Genomic DNA, 14,742 nt, shown 5'->3' with positions numbered 1-14,742 from the left:
TTTGATGAGGGAACGTTGTATTTAATTGTATATCAATTAGTTATATACTCATCAAACGCTCATCGTCTCATCAAACTTCAATTTATTTGCTCATCAATCTCTCATCAAAAAACAGTGTTTTTAAATTTGATGAGTACTTTGATGAGTTGTAATTCATTGATTTTCTTTTCATTATCAATTATCTCATCATTTCATCAAATTTTTCAGAAATAAAATTCCTTTCTATGGAAAAAAAGCGACCTGTCTTATTTTGCTGAAAAAAACTTCCGCCATAATCCATGTCGTATTTGATGTAAGCCAAAGAATTTTGTTGCGGTTCGAGTTTCCAGATTTCCTTTAATAATTTTCGCACATCATTGATGGTCCAGTAACTGCTTTTGAACATTTTATTGAGCATATTCAAAATATCTTGTGGAACTGCATTTATTTCTTGATCTTCTACACTTTCAAAAAATTCAAACAGTAATTCAATTATCCGGGATTCAAGTTTATTGTTATTTTTCCAGACTAATTTTTGCAAGGCAGTGGTTCGTAGTTCCGTGTGCGTAAACCACATTCTTGTTTTCTTCTGGCTATGAAATGGTCTTTGTATCAAGTAGGTTAAGAAATGTGGAATTTCAGTATTTAGATCGCGTAGAAATTCTGTTCTTTCAGATTTGATTGGTTTGATTTTGATAATCCAGAAGCGTACTTCGTTTTCATCTATCTGAATAAAATTATCTTCATTGTTGGAACATAGAATAAACTTCGCAAAAAAATCGACTTCCTCCCGGTCTTTTCCTTTCGCTTCTTTTTTATCTTTATCTGTGGTGGAAAGATATTTTAAACGTTCAGTAATCTCTTTTTTATCAAAGAAAACTTCATCAATTGCCACAATTAGCATAGAGGTCCAATCTGCATTAAACTGGCTTCCAAAAGAATCTCCTTTGATGTACGTCATATTCAATCCGAAAATACATTTGAGCCATTTTATAAATGTCGTTTTACCGGTCACTCTTTCTTTGCTGACCAGACAAAGTATCGGAAGAATTTGCGTGGGATATAAAAGTAAAATTTTTAAATAATCTAATCCCAGTTCTATCTGCTCTCCGAAAATATGCTGCATAAAATCCAGAGAAAAGGGAATTTTTTCTTTAATTGATTGAAGGTCGGCTTTTTCACCATTTGGTTGAAAAGGCATTTCATTGTACACGTTGTAAAATCCTTCAATTACTTGTTGATAATTCAAATGGTTTGGAATACAGCAAAATCCATCAAATTTAGGAACGCTTGAAACGTATGTTTTTCCGTGGTCGCTTATGATCGTTTCTCGATTCCATCTGACAAGAATTGAGATTTTATCTCCTGATATTAATGGCTTTTCGATGGTTTTATAGTAAGTTGTTCCAACTCTTAAGTATGGTATTTTGTCGCTCATGATTTTGATTTTAGATTAAATTCTGCTGAAGTTTTTCTAAAATTCTTTTTGAAATCTGCGTTTGCTTCAGATTCGATTTCCTGCAAAGTTTTCTTCCTCCCTTTGGAAATCCATTCTAATAATTCGTCTTCAAAAAAATAGAGTTTCTTACCATTTTTGTAGCAAGGAATCAATCTTTTCCGCACGAGAGTGTAAACAGTGGGTTTGGCCTTTCCAATAATTTGGCAGGCTTCCGTTATATCTATTGGAATTCTTTTTTGAGGAAGTTGCTGTGGTTGCTTTACTTCTACCAAAAGTTTGATTATAGCAATTTCGCTGACCAGATGCGCCACTGCTTTTGGTAAATTTTCAAATGAGATTTCATTACTCTCCATAACTGTTGTTTTTGATTGTTATGGTGCAAAGAAAAAAAGTGATTCCTCTGTGATGAACGTAAACACGCAATCACAGAGGAATCACTTAAAATACACTTCGTTTTGTGATTTTTTATGTCTTTTGGTAGTCTGCCAGGTTTTCTTGAATTTTTATAATGCCTTTTTTAGGTTCATCTTTCAGGTGTGATTTGATACTTTCTAAATCAATATCATCAAGCGAAACGAAAACATTTTTTAATAATTTTGAAACCTCCTCCTGTTTTATGGGTCTGAAATGATTCCAGATATTCCAGCCGAAGTGATAAAGGTCTAGATTTGTTAAGTCCTTTGTGTAAACAGAATTATTATTAAGAATATCTTCTTTTATTGAATATAAATTTACGGCGTCGCAAAGTGCATCAAGATCTTCATCCTTTAAATATAATGCAAATTGATTTCTAGTGTAATCTACAGCTACTTGCAATTTCTCACTTTCAAACTGTTGCTTTTGCTGAAGTTGTGTTTTTCTTATAGACTCAAGATTTACCTTTTCAATAGTTTGCTCCTCAATTTTTTCCTTTGAATCTTCAATTAACTGATTTGCTGTATTGTCATCAAATATTTTTTTTTGCGCAATTATAATATTCTCATGATTATTAGTTTGAATAAAATCTACAGTAGAATTTTTAGAATTATTCTTCTTGGGAAAAATTTTTCTGAATAAAACTATTATACCATCAAGAAATAAAACTATAGATGCGTAAACAACTATAAATAATGCACTGACGCACCAAAAAATAATGTTTGCCGTATAATCATCAACGCCTTTATAAAGAAAAGCCACTCTAGCCAAAGCGCCTAATAATACACAAGCAAAAATGACCGGCAAATGTTTTAATATATGATCAAAATATTTCAAATTCATTCTAGAAGTTTTTTAACTGAATTGCTTTTGATGCCGTATTTTTCTTTTCATCAACAACCTTTGCATAGACCTGAGTAGTTTTCACGTTTGTATGTCCTAACATTTTACTGACGGTATAAATATCAGTTCCGCTAGAAAGTTGCAATGTCGCGAATGTATGTCGGAAATTGTGGAAAGTTATTTTTTTGGTAATTCCTGCACTTTCAATCCATTTTTTAAGTGGTCGGGAAATCCAAGCAGGGTTCGTTAAATCTTTAAAAACCAATTCATTTGGTAGACCAACTTCTCCACATAGTTGTAATGCTTGTTTAGACATTGGCATATATTCTACACCTTTCGTCTTTTTTTGAGTGAAGTTTATTCGTGCCTGATCGTTTTCAATCTTGATTTCATTCCACGTTAATTTTTGAATATCGGAATGTCGTAAACCTGTCAATGCAGAAAATAGCGCTGCACGTTTTAGAACATCAAGTTCGCATGGTGTTTCAACTAAAGTATTCAATTCTTCCAGCGTTAAATATTCTCTTCTCGATTCTTCATGCGGAATTGATTTTATCTTAGCCGCAATATCAGTCGTGAAATAGCCATCAATAAAAGCTTCTTTCAGTGCAGCTTTGAAAACAGAAAAGTAAGTTGAAGCCGTATTTTGAGAAATTATCGCTTCTTTATTACTACCACTTTTTGCAGTCAACAAATAAGATTTGAAATTTTCACAGAATTTTGTGTTAATCTGTGAAAACATGATAGTTTGTCCTCCGAAATCTTTTAGAAATTCTATCGAGCGATACCAATTCACTCTTATGGATTCTGAATTATTTTTATGTCGTTTATCAATAAGTAATTCATAATACCTCAAAAAATTCTCCTCGGATTTTTCTTTTTGCTCCTGCTGAATTATATCAAGCTCGTTATAAAGTTCAATGTTATCGTATTCTCTCTGTCTCAATTTTCGCAATGAATCAGCGTAAAACATGGTCTCGCGGTCATTTTCACTTTTGCAAACGATAATTCCATTATCATCTCTTTTGGGTTTGAATGAAACTGAACTCTCTGTTGTCCGTGCCGGTCTTTTCTTGTCAAAATCTACAGTTGTTATACTTCGGTTCAAGTATTCCCGAATTCTTTGAGGATCATTTTTACCTGGAATCATCACGGGATAACTTTCCAAATAAATGAACCATTCTTTTCGGAACTCGGCTTTTCGCAGTCTTACGGTAACTTTGGTTTTTAATAACTCTTTCATTTTCCGTCAAAAATTTTGTCAATTAAATTTTTAGGTGCGTACACAAAACTTCCCACCTTTTTAGTTGGGATTTTGTTTCTTTTAATGACACTATTTACCGTTCCCGGATCAGCATGGTATTTTGCACTAATTTCTGAAATTGTATAGCAAGTACCAACTTCAAAATTTGGTTTTTCAGCAATTTCTTTTGATTTATCTGGCATTTCTACAGATGAAAATAAATCTTCTAAATCGGATCGCTTTACGCGAGTCAATCTTGAACCCAGATTAACTCCAGTAATAATTCCTCTTTTTATATATCTGTGCACCGTATCTTTAGAAATCCCAAACATGACAGTTGCCTCAGACACTGAAATAAATTCCCGAGATTGAACTTCTGCGATTTTAATTGCATAATTTTTCAAAAGTGTTAATTTTTCAATCCTTTCTTTTTCGATTTTTTTATTTTCTTTTGCTGCTTTATTATTGCAAGAAATAGAACAAAAACGGGTCATAACTGTTTTTGCTTCAAATGGTTTTGAACAATGCTCACAAACCCTCGGTATTTTTAATTTACTAAATCCCATACTGTAATTACATCCTGCACATTCTCTCTTTTTACAAGTTTAAATTCAATTACGGCGCATAAGGCGCACCTACTATTAAAATATCGCTCGGTACAAGTAAGATACAAAAATACGATAAAAATTGATTAAAATCGACTATTATAGAAAAAAGTTAAAAACAAAAAAATCGCTGTAAACATTACGTTTACAGCGATTTACTAATTTATTTCAATCGATAATAATCGATGATAATTGCTAATTACTTGACTTCTTCGAAATCAGCATCCTGAACATCTTCCTGTCCTGCATTTCCTTCTGGATTTCCTTGAGCCTGATCAGCTCCAGGTTGTCCGTTTTGTGCGTACATCTCTTCAGATGCTGCCATCCAAGCTGCGTCTAAAGCTTCTGTTTTGGTTTTTACGCTGTCCATATCTTTCGCTTCGAAAGCAGTTTTCAATTCTGCATGTGCAGTTTCGATGGCGGCTTTTTTATCAGCTGATAATTTTTCACCAAATTCTTTCAGTTGTTTTTCTGTTTGGAAAATCAATCCGTCTGCTTTGTTGAAGATTTCAACTTCTTCTTTTTTCTTCGCATCAGCAGAAGCATTTTCTTCCGCTTCACGTTTCATTTTAGCAATTTCTTCTTCAGAAAGTCCTGAACTTGCCTGAATTTTGATGGTTTGTTCTTTTCCAGTTCCTTTATCTTTCGCAGAAACGCTCAAGATTCCGTTGGCATCAATATCGAAAGTTACTTCGATTTGAGGAACACCTCTTTGTGCTGGTGGAATATCTGATAAGTCAAATCTTCCGATTTCTTTATTGTCATTAAACATCGGTCTTTCTCCTTGTCCAACTCTAATGGACACTGCAGGTTGGTTATCACTTGCGGTTGAGAATACTTCTGATTTTTTGGTTGGAATGGTTGTGTTGGCATCAATTAATTTGGTAAAAACAGAACCCATTGTTTCAATTCCTAATGAAAGTGGCGTAACATCTAATAAAAGAACGTCTTTTACATCACCTGTTAAAACTCCACCTTGAATTGCAGCTCCTAAAGCTACTACTTCATCTGGATTCACTCCTTTGGAAGGTGTTTTACCGAAGAATTTTTCTACTTGTTCCTGGATGATTGGGATTCTGGTAGAGCCACCAACCAAGATTACCTCATCGATGTCTGAAGTTTGCAATCCGGCATCAGAAAGCGCTTTTTTACAAGGTTCCATAGAACGTCTTACTAAATCTTCAGCCAACTGCTCGAATTTCGCTTTAGTTAAAGTTTTAACCAAGTGTTTTGGACCAGTCGCTGTTGCTGTAATGTAAGGAAGGTTGATTTCAGTTTGTGAAGCAGAAGACAATTCGATTTTAGCTTTCTCTGCAGCTTCTTTCAATCTCTGTAAAGCAATTGGATCGCCTTTCAATTCAACACCTTCTTCGCTTTTGAATTCATCTGCCAACCAATTGATAATTACATCATCAAAATCGTCACCACCTAAGTGTGTATCGCCATTTGTTGACAATACTTCAAAAACGCCGTCTCCTAAATCAAGGATCGACACGTCAAAAGTACCTCCACCTAAATCATATACTGCGATTTTTTGGTCTTTATGGCTTTGGTCTAACCCGTAGGCTAAAGCTGCTGCGGTAGGCTCATTGATAATTCTTTCAACCGTCAAACCAGCGATTTCTCCTGCTTCTTTTGTCGCTTGTCTCTGCGCATCATTAAAGTAAGCAGGCACCGTAATTACTGCTCTGGTCACTTCTTGACCCAAATAATCCTCTGCTGTTTTCTTCATTTTCTGAAGAATCATCGCAGAAATTTCTTGCGGCGTATATTCTCTATCGTCGATTTTTACTTTTACAGTATCGTTTGGACCTTTAACTACTTTATAAGCTACACGTCCTATTTCGGTCGCATCATCTTTAAAGTGTGTTCCGATAAATCTTTTGATAGAATAAATGGTTTTCGTAGGATTAGTAACCGCTTGTCTTTTTGCAGGATCCCCTACTTTTCTCTCACCATCTTCTGTGAAAGCCACGATGGATGGTGTTGTTCTTTTACCTTCTGCGTTAGGGATAACTACTGGATCTTTACCCTCCATTACCGCAACACATGAATTGGTTGTACCTAAGTCAATTCCAATTATTTTGCTCATTTTATTTATATTTTAAGTATTAAAGTTAATTTTACAACCTGAACTTCTCCAATTTTATACCATGCAAAAATTTATGACAAATTGACAGATTGGCTAAGTCTTGGAGCAAAAAAAAAGACACCCTATATATTAGATGTCTTTTATTGTACTTAAAATGTCTGTTATTTCTTAAGTGTCATAATATACTCTACCATTTTCTTTGCATTTTCTTTGCTCATTCCTGCATGTGGAGTCATTGGGATTTCCCCCCAATTTCCTTTCCCTCCTTCAATAATTTTATCAGCAAGCATATCCAGATCTCCATCTGTATATTTATCGGCAACCTCTTGATAAGATGGACCAACTACTCTCACATCGTCTTTATGACAAGTAAGGCAATCTGCTCCTTCAATTAGGGCCAACCCCTCATGTTTACCAGCTGCAGCTGAATCAACTACTTTTACCACGGGCTCTTCTAACATTACGTTGGAATCCATATTAGGATTCGCTTCTTTTTTATTACATGCTACAACTACTGCGGCAATTCCGCAGATCATCAAATACTTTTTCATTCGTTTTTTATTTTAAGAATAAGTGTTAATTTTGAAGTACAAATTTCACGATAATTATCATATGATGTATATGATTACAGTCATAACGAGATTCGACCAAACCTTAGTACTTTTGAACATACAAAAAATCAATACAATGAAATTATTAAAAACTATTGCACTCGCAACACTAACCTTCGCTTTATTCTCTTGTGGAGGAGACAAACAAACAGATTCAATCCCTTCTGGTTCTACTGAAGCTGGAGCCACTGCGGCAGATGAAAGCACTGCTGATGCTGCAAAGAGTCCTGCAGACTACGATCCAAATAGGGGTCTTGGTAAACATGATAATGTAGACGTGTCTAAATTTGATCCTGCAATGGCAGCAGCTGGTAAAAAACTAGCAGAGGTGAAATGTACTTCTTGTCATAAAACAACAGATGAAAAACTGGTTGGACCAGGTTGGGCAGGTGTTACTAAAAGACAAACCCCACAATGGATTATGAACTTTATTTCTGATCCAGATCCAATGATCGATGTAGATCCAGAATTACAAAAACAATTGGAACTTTGTTTGGTTAGAATGCCAAATCAAGGCCTTAATGATACAGAAGCAAGAGAAGTTCTCGAATACATGAGAGAAATCGACGGCGCTAAATAAATTTCTTTTTGATGAATGGTATGTAAAAAACAAACTTACCATTCATCATCTATACCTTTCCATTAAGAAAGAATTAATCAATATTATATGAAAACTTACAAGAAAATTGGACTCGCAGCGTTTGCTGCGGTGAGTATCGTTGCATGTAAGCCCAAGGGAACACAGACTGCTGTTTCCGGTGATGCAGCTGAGAAAGTGTATGTCGCTCCTGGAAAACATGACGAAGTAATGAATTTCGTCAGCGGTGGTTTCAATGGCCAAATTAGTGTTATTGGATTACCGAGCGGCAGAACATTAAAAATTATTCCCGTATTTTCCGTTCACCCGGAAAATGGCTATGGATTTAGTGAAGAAACAAAGCCAATGTTAGAAACTTCTCACGGTTTTATTCCTTGGGATGATCAACACCACCTTGCTTTATCACAAACAAATGGTGAAATTGACGGCAGATATTTATTTGCAAACGCCAATAATACACCACGTGTAGCAAAGATTGACCTGAAGTCATTCAAAACAACAGAAATTCTTGAAATTCCGAACTCGGCAGGGAATCACTCTTCTCCTTTCTTAACTGAAAACACAGAATATGTAGTTGCTGGAACACGTTTCGCAGTGCCTGTGGATGGTGAAGGCGACGTGCCAATTGAGTCTTTTAAAGAAAACTTTAAAGGTTATCTTTCTTTTATCGGAATTGGTAAAGAAGATGGAAAAATGGACATCACTTTCCAAATTGAAGCGCCAGGATTTAACTTTGACTTATCTCACGCAGGAAAAGGAAAATCTCACGGATGGTTCTTCTTCTCTTGTTATAACTCTGAACAAGCAAACACACTCCTTGAAGTAAATGCTTCTCAAAATGAGAAAGATTTCATCATGGCAGTAAACTGGAAAAAAGCCGAGGAATATTTGAAAGCTGGAAAAGCTAAAAAAATGGCGGTAGAATATGCGCATAACACCTATGATGAGACTACTCACATGGCGAAGTCTGAAATCTTAAGAGAAGTATCCGTACTTTCTGCGAAAGAATTGAAAGATATCTGCTATTTGATTCCTTGTCCAAAATCTCCTCACGGTTGCGATATCGACCCTACTGGAGAATACATTATTGGTTCTGGAAAATTGGCAGCTTTAATTCCTGTATTTAGTTTTGATAAAATGATCAAAGCAATCGCTGACAAAAATTACTCAGGTGAATTTGATGGAATTCCAATTTTGAAATATGACGCTGTATTACACGGTGAAGTTCAAAAACCAGGTTTAGGCCCACTCCATACTGAATTTGATGGAAAAGGAAATGCTTACACTTCCATGTTTGTATCGTCTGAAGTTGTGAAATGGGATATTAAAACATTGAAAATTTTAGACAGACAACCAACTTTCTATTCAACAGGTCACTTAATGGTTGTTGGTGGAGACACTGCAAAACCTTATGGTAAATATTTGGTAGCATATAACAAAATTACCAAAGACAGATACTTACCAACAGGTCCAGAATTGGCGCAATCAGCACAATTATTTGACATTAGTGGTGATAAAATGAAACTTCTACTGGATTTCCCAACGATTGGGGAGCCGCATTATGCACAAGCAGGACCAGCAGAATTGTTTACTAAAAACCAAATTAAATTCTATAAATTAGAAGAAAATAAACACCCATATGTAACGCGAGGTGAAGGTGAAAGTAAAGTTGTGAGAGAAGGAAATAAAGTACATGTTTATATGACCTCTATCCGTTCTCACTTTGCTCCAGATAATATTGAAGGTGTAAAAGTAGGTGACGAAGTATACTTCCACGTTACGAACCTAGAGCAAGACTGGGATGTCCCTCACGGATTCGCAGTTAAAGGAGCACAAAATGCTGAGCTTCTTATTATGCCAGGTGAAACAAGTACCTTGAAATGGGTTCCTTTGAAACCAGGAATGTATCCGATGTATTGTACAGACTTCTGTTCTGCTTTACACCAGGAAATGCAAGGATACGTGAGAGTATCACCTGCAGGTAGCAACACTCCATTAATTTATTCGTTGAATAATAAAAAGGATAATGCGCAAAGCCCCGTAAAACAAGGTGAAACAAAGTAATTTATTTTTAATTAAAGGGCAGTTTTACTGCCCTTTTTTCGTTTTATGATTGATGTCATTTTGTGACAAACATTACAAAAGCCAATCAATAAAGTGACTAACTTTACGAAGTCATTCACTAAAAAAATAAACACTTAAAAAAATCAAAATGAAAACAAACTCATTACATCAATGGAGTAAAATACTTCTCATGCTTTTAGGCGTTGGGTTGGTTGTAGCTATTTTTGTTCCGATCTGGTCAATCTATCTAAATGCACCACAATATCCTGAAGGATTAGCAATGTTTATACATTCTAATAAAGTTTCTGGGGAGTACGAAATTATTAACGGCCTTAACCACTATATCGGTATGAAAGAAATACATGCTGATGAATTTTGGGAATTCAAAATCCTACCGTATGCATTGGGTATTTTTGCCGCACTTTCTTTCTTAGCTGCATTCTTAAACAGTCGTAAAGTTCTTTATATCTTAACCGGTATTTATTTACTTTTCGGTATAGGATTCGTAGTTGACTTCTACAGATGGTTATACGATTATGGACATAACCTTAATCCTCAAGCAGCGATTATCGTTCCTGGCATGACGTACCAGCCGCCATTAATTGGTTACAAGCAATTGCTAAACTTTGAGGTATGGTCTTATCCCAATATTGGGGGTAGTATTATGCTTGTTGCTGGCGTTATTTTTATTATCTTAGCATTTATGGAAAATCGAATCGCTAAAAAACAGCTTAAAAAAGTTTCCACGATTTAACTATTTTAAAATTACTATTATGAAATTATTTGGTAAATTACTTGTAGCAAGTAGTATGATTGTTTTAGCGGCCTGCTCTGAAAGTATGCCACAAGAAATTGCAGTTGGCAAAGATCAGTGTGCGAATTGCAAAATGACAATCTCTGAACCAAAATATGCAACACAACTCATTACAGAAAAGGGTCGTCTTTATAAATTTGATGACATTAGCTGTATGAATGATTACGAAGTTTCTAATACAGAATCAACCGGAAATGCCAAAACATACGTCGCCGATTTCCCCAGTGGAGAATTTATTGAAAAAACCACCGCTACGTTTATTAAAGGTGGAGATATAAAAAGTCCAATGGGAGGTAATACGCAAGCATACAAAGATAAAGCAGCAGCTGAAAAAGCTGCAACTGAGCTACAAGCAACCTTAACACCGTAATTAAAAATCTGCACACTTGCAGTCTTACAAGATTGCAGTTGGTATGAAATATGAAAAATAAAATATCCTATTTACTGTTAGTCCTTTTACCGATTTTTACTTTTTCCGCCGTGCTAAAAGTCGGTAAAAGTGAGCAGTATAAAACCATAAAACTAGCTATCGCCGCAGCACAAAGCGGCGATACTATTTTAGTTCATCAAGGAATTTATCGCGAAGGAACCATTATGCTCGAAAAATCATTAACCCTAATAGGAATCGACCGACCGATAATCGATGGAAATATGGATGGCGAAATTATCACCATTTACGCGGATCACATCACTTTGAAAGGATTCAAATTTATCAATAGCGGTAGAGATGAAATTAAAAGTGTAGCCGCCGTACACATTTACACCAGTGCCGATTCGGTGATCGATAATAATATTTTCGAAAATAATCATTTCGGGATTTATGTTCAAAGAGGTTTGCGCTGTTTAATCAGCAATAATAAAATTACAACCAACCGTGGGACTTCCGAGGAAAATATCGGCGATGGAATTCACCTTCTCGGAAGTCGTGAAATTTGGGTGAAAAACAACTATATCAGTGGCCATAAAGATGGTATTTACCTGGAAAAAAATGCAAAATGTTTTATTTTCCATAACCTATCCCGACATAATCTACGGTATGGCTTACATTTTATGTTTTCTAATGACAGTGTCTATACCGGAAACGTATTTGATAATAATGAAGCTGGCGTGGCCGTAATGTATGCAATGAACGTGAGCATGTACGATAACAAGTTTATCAACAATTGGGGCGATAGTGTTTTCGGTCTTTTATTAAAAGAAATTTCTTACAGTACCATCAAAGGAAATATTTTCGAAAACAATACCACTGCAATCTTTGCAGATGGCGCGACTAAAATAGATTTCTTTAACAACCAATTTGAAAACAACGGCTGGGCCATTAAAATTAATTCTAACTGTATGGAAAACAAATTGATGAGAAACAATTTCATCAATAATACTTTTGATGTAAGTACCAATGGCACCGTGGTGATGAATGAGTTTCGATATAATTATTGGGATAAATATGAAGGCTATGATTTGGATAAAGATAAAATCGGCGACGTTCCCTTCCATCCTTTGAGTTTATACTCTGTTTTGGTAGAACAAAACGCCTCGGTCATGTTGCTTTTCCGAAGTTTTCTCGTAGACATGCTGGACCGAACCGAAAAAATAATCCCCAGCATTACCCCAGAAAGTTTTGTGGATGACCAACCGCTCATGAAGCCTGTAAAAATTTAAGTAATCCGTCTTTCGGATTTTTATTTAAAGTTTTGAAATAAATAAATAATTAATGAAAGTTGATGTTGACTTTTAGCATCTCAATGATATGATTCAAATTAATAATTTAACCAAAAAGTTCCAAAAGTTCACCGCACTTGATGAGGTTAATTTGTCCTTTGAAAATGGGCATTCTATTGCACTTATAGGACCAAATGGCTGTGGAAAAACAACCATGATAAAATGCATTTTAGGCTTAAATGTGGTTGTAGAAGGCGATATACTAGTCGATGGTAAAAGTGTAAAAGAAGATTATAAATACCGTGAAATCATTGGTTATATGCCACAAATTGGTCGCTATCCTGAGAATATGACGATCGAGGAAACCATTAAAATGATCAAGGACACCCGTAAAACAAGTGGTGACAATCTTGATACTGAACTTTTAGAAGCCTTCGAACTAGAAAACATTTACGATAAAAAAATGCGTACCCTGTCTGGTGGAACCACGCAGAAAGTGAGTGCTGTACTGGCTTTTCTGTTCAATCCAAAGGTTATTATTCTTGATGAGCCTACGGCTGGCCTCGATCCCTTGGCGACGGAAATCCTGAAAAATAAAATCATTAAAGAGAAAAACAAAGGAAAACTCATCATCATTACCTCTCACCTTTTAAGTGAGCTGGATGATATTATCAGCGAAATTGTTTTCATGAATGAAGGCAAAGTCGTGGTGCATCAATCGGTAGAAGATCTAAAAAAAGAAACCAATACTGAGAAAATTTCCGATGGAATTATTTCGATCTTAAAAGCAATGAAAAAATGAACAAAATAGCTCGCTTTATCTTATTTGATATTTTAAAAAATAAAATCGTCATTCTTTATACCATTTTACTTTTTATCATTTCTTGGTCAGTTTTAGGCTTAGATAACAATTATACCAAGGCCACCCTCAGTTTATTGAATGTGGTATTGTTGGTTGTCCCTTTGGTCAGCATCATATTTTCTACCATTTACGTGTATAACAGCAGTCAGTTTATAGAGTTGCTGCTGAGTCAACCCGTGCCGCGGGGTAAAGTATGGTTCAATCTTTTTTTAGGACTTTCAACCGCCTTGATCCTAGCATTTCTAATAGGCTGTGGCATCCCAATTCTCTTATATTCCTCGATTCAAACTGGGATTTCATTATTGATCACAGGCGTATTTTTATCGATTATCTTTACCTCTTTGGCCATGTTAGCAGCCATTATGAGTAGAGACCGTGCGAAAGGAATTGGCGTTTCGATTTTCATCTGGATGTTTTTTGCCATTATATATGATGGGATTTTATTGGTTCTAATGTTTCAGTTTGCAGATTACCCAATTGAGGGCATCATGGCAACCGTTGCAGCGGTTAACCCAATCGGTCTTTCGCGAATATTTGTATTGTTGCAATTAGATGTTGCAGCCATGCTGGGACAAGCTGGTGCTATATTCAGACAGGTTTTTGGTTCTGGAGGAGGGATGATTATTTCGATTGTTATTTTAGCGATATGGACGTTGGTTCCTTTTTTATGGTCATTAATCATGTTTAATAAGAAGGATTTGTAGCGATTTAATAAAATTTTAAATAAAACCTGATAAAATTCACTTAAATACTTGTTTAAGATGTGATTACAGTCATAGCAATTGCTCATTGGTTTGTCTTACTTTTATATCAAATTAAAAAAGAGGGTACTGCCTCTTAATTGTTTGAAATAAGTTAACAAATAAAATAAAGCCTATGAAAAAATCAATTATGATTCTTGCGGTGCTAGCACTCGCTTTTTCTTCTTGTGCAAAAAGTGAAACAACCGCTGAAGCAACAACTACAGAATCCGCTGGTACAGAACCTGTTTCTGCAGGAGGTCAAGAAGCAGTTGTAGATAATGACAGCGCACCAGACATCGTGAAACTTGCCGTAAGTAATCCAGACTTATCAACCTTGGTAAAAGGAGTACAGGCTGCAGGACTGGCTACATCGCTGAGTAATGCAGGTCCATTCACCGTTTTTGCCCCAACAAATGAGGCTTTTGACAAACTTCCAGCTGGAACCTTAGATGAATTGCTAAAACCTGAAAACGTTGATAAATTAAATGATATTTTAAGTCATCATACTTATGTTGGTGTGATCAAAACCGACCAACTTACCGACGGACAAAATCTTGGTATGGTTGATGGAAAGCCAATCAGTATTAAAATAGTCAATGGAAAACCAGTGGTAAACGGAACTATCAACATTATTGCTTCTGTTCCTGCTGCAAACGGCATCGTACATGTAGTTGACGCTGTTATCCTACCTGAATAAAAATCCAGAGCATAATAATTTGAATTTAATGTTGTAAGCACTTCCTGAAAGTAATTTTC

The 14,742-nt window shown here is 35.5% G+C and carries 15 protein-coding genes; 8 read left to right on the top strand and 7 right to left on the bottom strand.

Features of this window, described 5'->3' with window-relative positions; translation table 11 throughout:
• Positions 1-178 precede the first annotated feature (178 nt).
• The 7 genes from QWY78_RS07565 to QWY78_RS07535 all read right to left on the bottom strand — a co-directional run bounded on the left by QWY78_RS07565 (position 179) and on the right by QWY78_RS07535 (position 7,186).
• Positions 179-1,417, bottom strand: coding sequence for a primase-helicase family protein (locus tag QWY78_RS07565; protein WP_290218230.1), 1,239 nt, complete (start codon positions 1,415-1,417; stop codon positions 179-181).
• On the bottom strand, positions 1,414-1,791 hold the full coding sequence (locus QWY78_RS07560; RefSeq protein WP_290218229.1) for a helix-turn-helix domain-containing protein: 378 nt from the start codon (positions 1,789-1,791) through the stop codon (positions 1,414-1,416). Before QWY78_RS07560 ends, QWY78_RS07565 begins: the two co-directional genes overlap by 4 nt.
• Before the next feature lie 112 nt (positions 1,792-1,903).
• Positions 1,904-2,695: a hypothetical protein gene (locus QWY78_RS07555; protein ID WP_290218227.1), complete on the bottom strand. Its 792-nt coding sequence runs from the start codon at positions 2,693-2,695 to the stop codon at positions 1,904-1,906.
• Position 2,696: 1 nt separating this feature from the next.
• The gene (locus QWY78_RS07550; protein ID WP_290218224.1) at positions 2,697-3,938 is read right to left on the bottom strand and encodes a site-specific integrase; all 1,242 of its coding nucleotides are present in this window, start codon (positions 3,936-3,938) and stop codon (positions 2,697-2,699) included.
• Positions 3,935-4,432, bottom strand: coding sequence for a helix-turn-helix domain-containing protein (locus tag QWY78_RS07545; protein ID WP_290218221.1), 498 nt, complete (start codon positions 4,430-4,432; stop codon positions 3,935-3,937). Before QWY78_RS07545 ends, QWY78_RS07550 begins: the two co-directional genes overlap by 4 nt.
• Before the next feature lie 310 nt (positions 4,433-4,742).
• Complete coding sequence (gene dnaK, locus QWY78_RS07540) at positions 4,743-6,635, bottom strand: molecular chaperone DnaK (RefSeq protein WP_290218218.1); 1,893 nt, start codon at positions 6,633-6,635, stop codon at positions 4,743-4,745.
• Positions 6,636-6,796: 161 nt separating this feature from the next.
• The gene (locus QWY78_RS07535; RefSeq protein ID WP_290218215.1) at positions 6,797-7,186 is read right to left on the bottom strand and encodes a c-type cytochrome; all 390 of its coding nucleotides are present in this window, start codon (positions 7,184-7,186) and stop codon (positions 6,797-6,799) included.
• Between the two features lie 136 nt (positions 7,187-7,322).
• Between QWY78_RS07535 and QWY78_RS07530 the strand changes: the two genes are divergently transcribed.
• The 8 genes from QWY78_RS07530 to QWY78_RS07495 all read left to right on the top strand — a co-directional run bounded on the left by QWY78_RS07530 (position 7,323) and on the right by QWY78_RS07495 (position 14,683).
• A complete protein-coding gene (locus QWY78_RS07530; RefSeq protein ID WP_290218211.1) occupies positions 7,323-7,826 on the top strand; it encodes a c-type cytochrome in 504 nt (167 codons plus the stop codon).
• Positions 7,827-7,913: 87 nt separating this feature from the next.
• A complete protein-coding gene (nosZ, locus tag QWY78_RS07525; RefSeq protein ID WP_290218209.1) occupies positions 7,914-9,908 on the top strand; it encodes a Sec-dependent nitrous-oxide reductase in 1,995 nt (664 codons plus the stop codon).
• 148 nt (positions 9,909-10,056) lie between these two features.
• Positions 10,057-10,662 (top strand): hypothetical protein, encoded by a 606-nt coding sequence (locus QWY78_RS07520; RefSeq protein WP_290218206.1) that lies wholly within the window; start codon positions 10,057-10,059, stop codon positions 10,660-10,662.
• 19 nt (positions 10,663-10,681) lie between these two features.
• Entirely contained in the window at positions 10,682-11,092 is a 411-nt protein-coding gene (locus tag QWY78_RS07515; RefSeq protein WP_290218202.1) for a nitrous oxide reductase accessory protein NosL, read from the top strand.
• Between the two features lie 50 nt (positions 11,093-11,142).
• Positions 11,143-12,381: a nitrous oxide reductase family maturation protein NosD gene (locus QWY78_RS07510; protein ID WP_290218200.1), complete on the top strand. Its 1,239-nt coding sequence runs from the start codon at positions 11,143-11,145 to the stop codon at positions 12,379-12,381.
• Positions 12,382-12,469: 88 nt separating this feature from the next.
• Positions 12,470-13,183 carry an ABC transporter ATP-binding protein gene (locus QWY78_RS07505; RefSeq protein WP_290218198.1) on the top strand — a complete coding sequence of 238 codons (714 nt, stop codon included), beginning with the start codon at positions 12,470-12,472 and terminating at the stop codon, positions 13,181-13,183.
• Positions 13,180-13,947, top strand: a complete 768-nt coding sequence (locus tag QWY78_RS07500; RefSeq protein WP_290218195.1) for an ABC transporter permease subunit — start codon at positions 13,180-13,182, stop codon at positions 13,945-13,947. Before QWY78_RS07505 ends, QWY78_RS07500 begins: the two co-directional genes overlap by 4 nt.
• Before the next feature lie 172 nt (positions 13,948-14,119).
• A complete protein-coding gene (locus tag QWY78_RS07495; protein ID WP_290218193.1) occupies positions 14,120-14,683 on the top strand; it encodes a fasciclin domain-containing protein in 564 nt (187 codons plus the stop codon).
• Positions 14,684-14,742 lie beyond the last annotated feature (59 nt).

The organism is Kaistella yonginensis, assembly GCF_030409525.1.
GTDB lineage: Bacteria > Bacteroidota > Bacteroidia > Flavobacteriales > Weeksellaceae > Kaistella > Kaistella yonginensis.
This window is presented reverse-complemented; position numbering and strand designations above follow the sequence as displayed.

Coding starts and splice junctions, on each gene's coding strand:
- QWY78_RS07550 (WP_290218224.1), bottom strand. CDS start 3,938: ATGAAAGAGTTATTAAAAACCAAAGTTACCGTAAGACTGCGAAAAGCC.
- nosZ (WP_290218209.1), top strand. CDS start 7,914: ATGAAAACTTACAAGAAAATTGGACTCGCAGCGTTTGCTGCGGTGAGT.
- QWY78_RS07505 (WP_290218198.1), top strand. CDS start 12,470: ATGATTCAAATTAATAATTTAACCAAAAAGTTCCAAAAGTTCACCGCA.
- QWY78_RS07500 (WP_290218195.1), top strand. CDS start 13,180: ATGAACAAAATAGCTCGCTTTATCTTATTTGATATTTTAAAAAATAAA.
- QWY78_RS07495 (WP_290218193.1), top strand. CDS start 14,120: ATGAAAAAATCAATTATGATTCTTGCGGTGCTAGCACTCGCTTTTTCT.
- QWY78_RS07515 (WP_290218202.1), top strand. CDS start 10,682: ATGAAATTATTTGGTAAATTACTTGTAGCAAGTAGTATGATTGTTTTA.
- QWY78_RS07520 (WP_290218206.1), top strand. CDS start 10,057: ATGAAAACAAACTCATTACATCAATGGAGTAAAATACTTCTCATGCTT.
- QWY78_RS07530 (WP_290218211.1), top strand. CDS start 7,323: ATGAAATTATTAAAAACTATTGCACTCGCAACACTAACCTTCGCTTTA.
- QWY78_RS07555 (WP_290218227.1), bottom strand. CDS start 2,695: ATGAATTTGAAATATTTTGATCATATATTAAAACATTTGCCGGTCATT.
- dnaK (WP_290218218.1), bottom strand. CDS start 6,635: ATGAGCAAAATAATTGGAATTGACTTAGGTACAACCAATTCATGTGTT.
- QWY78_RS07510 (WP_290218200.1), top strand. CDS start 11,143: ATGAAAAATAAAATATCCTATTTACTGTTAGTCCTTTTACCGATTTTT.
- QWY78_RS07545 (WP_290218221.1), bottom strand. CDS start 4,432: ATGACCCGTTTTTGTTCTATTTCTTGCAATAATAAAGCAGCAAAAGAA.
- QWY78_RS07565 (WP_290218230.1), bottom strand. CDS start 1,417: ATGAGCGACAAAATACCATACTTAAGAGTTGGAACAACTTACTATAAA.
- QWY78_RS07560 (WP_290218229.1), bottom strand. CDS start 1,791: ATGGAGAGTAATGAAATCTCATTTGAAAATTTACCAAAAGCAGTGGCG.
- QWY78_RS07535 (WP_290218215.1), bottom strand. CDS start 7,186: ATGAAAAAGTATTTGATGATCTGCGGAATTGCCGCAGTAGTTGTAGCA.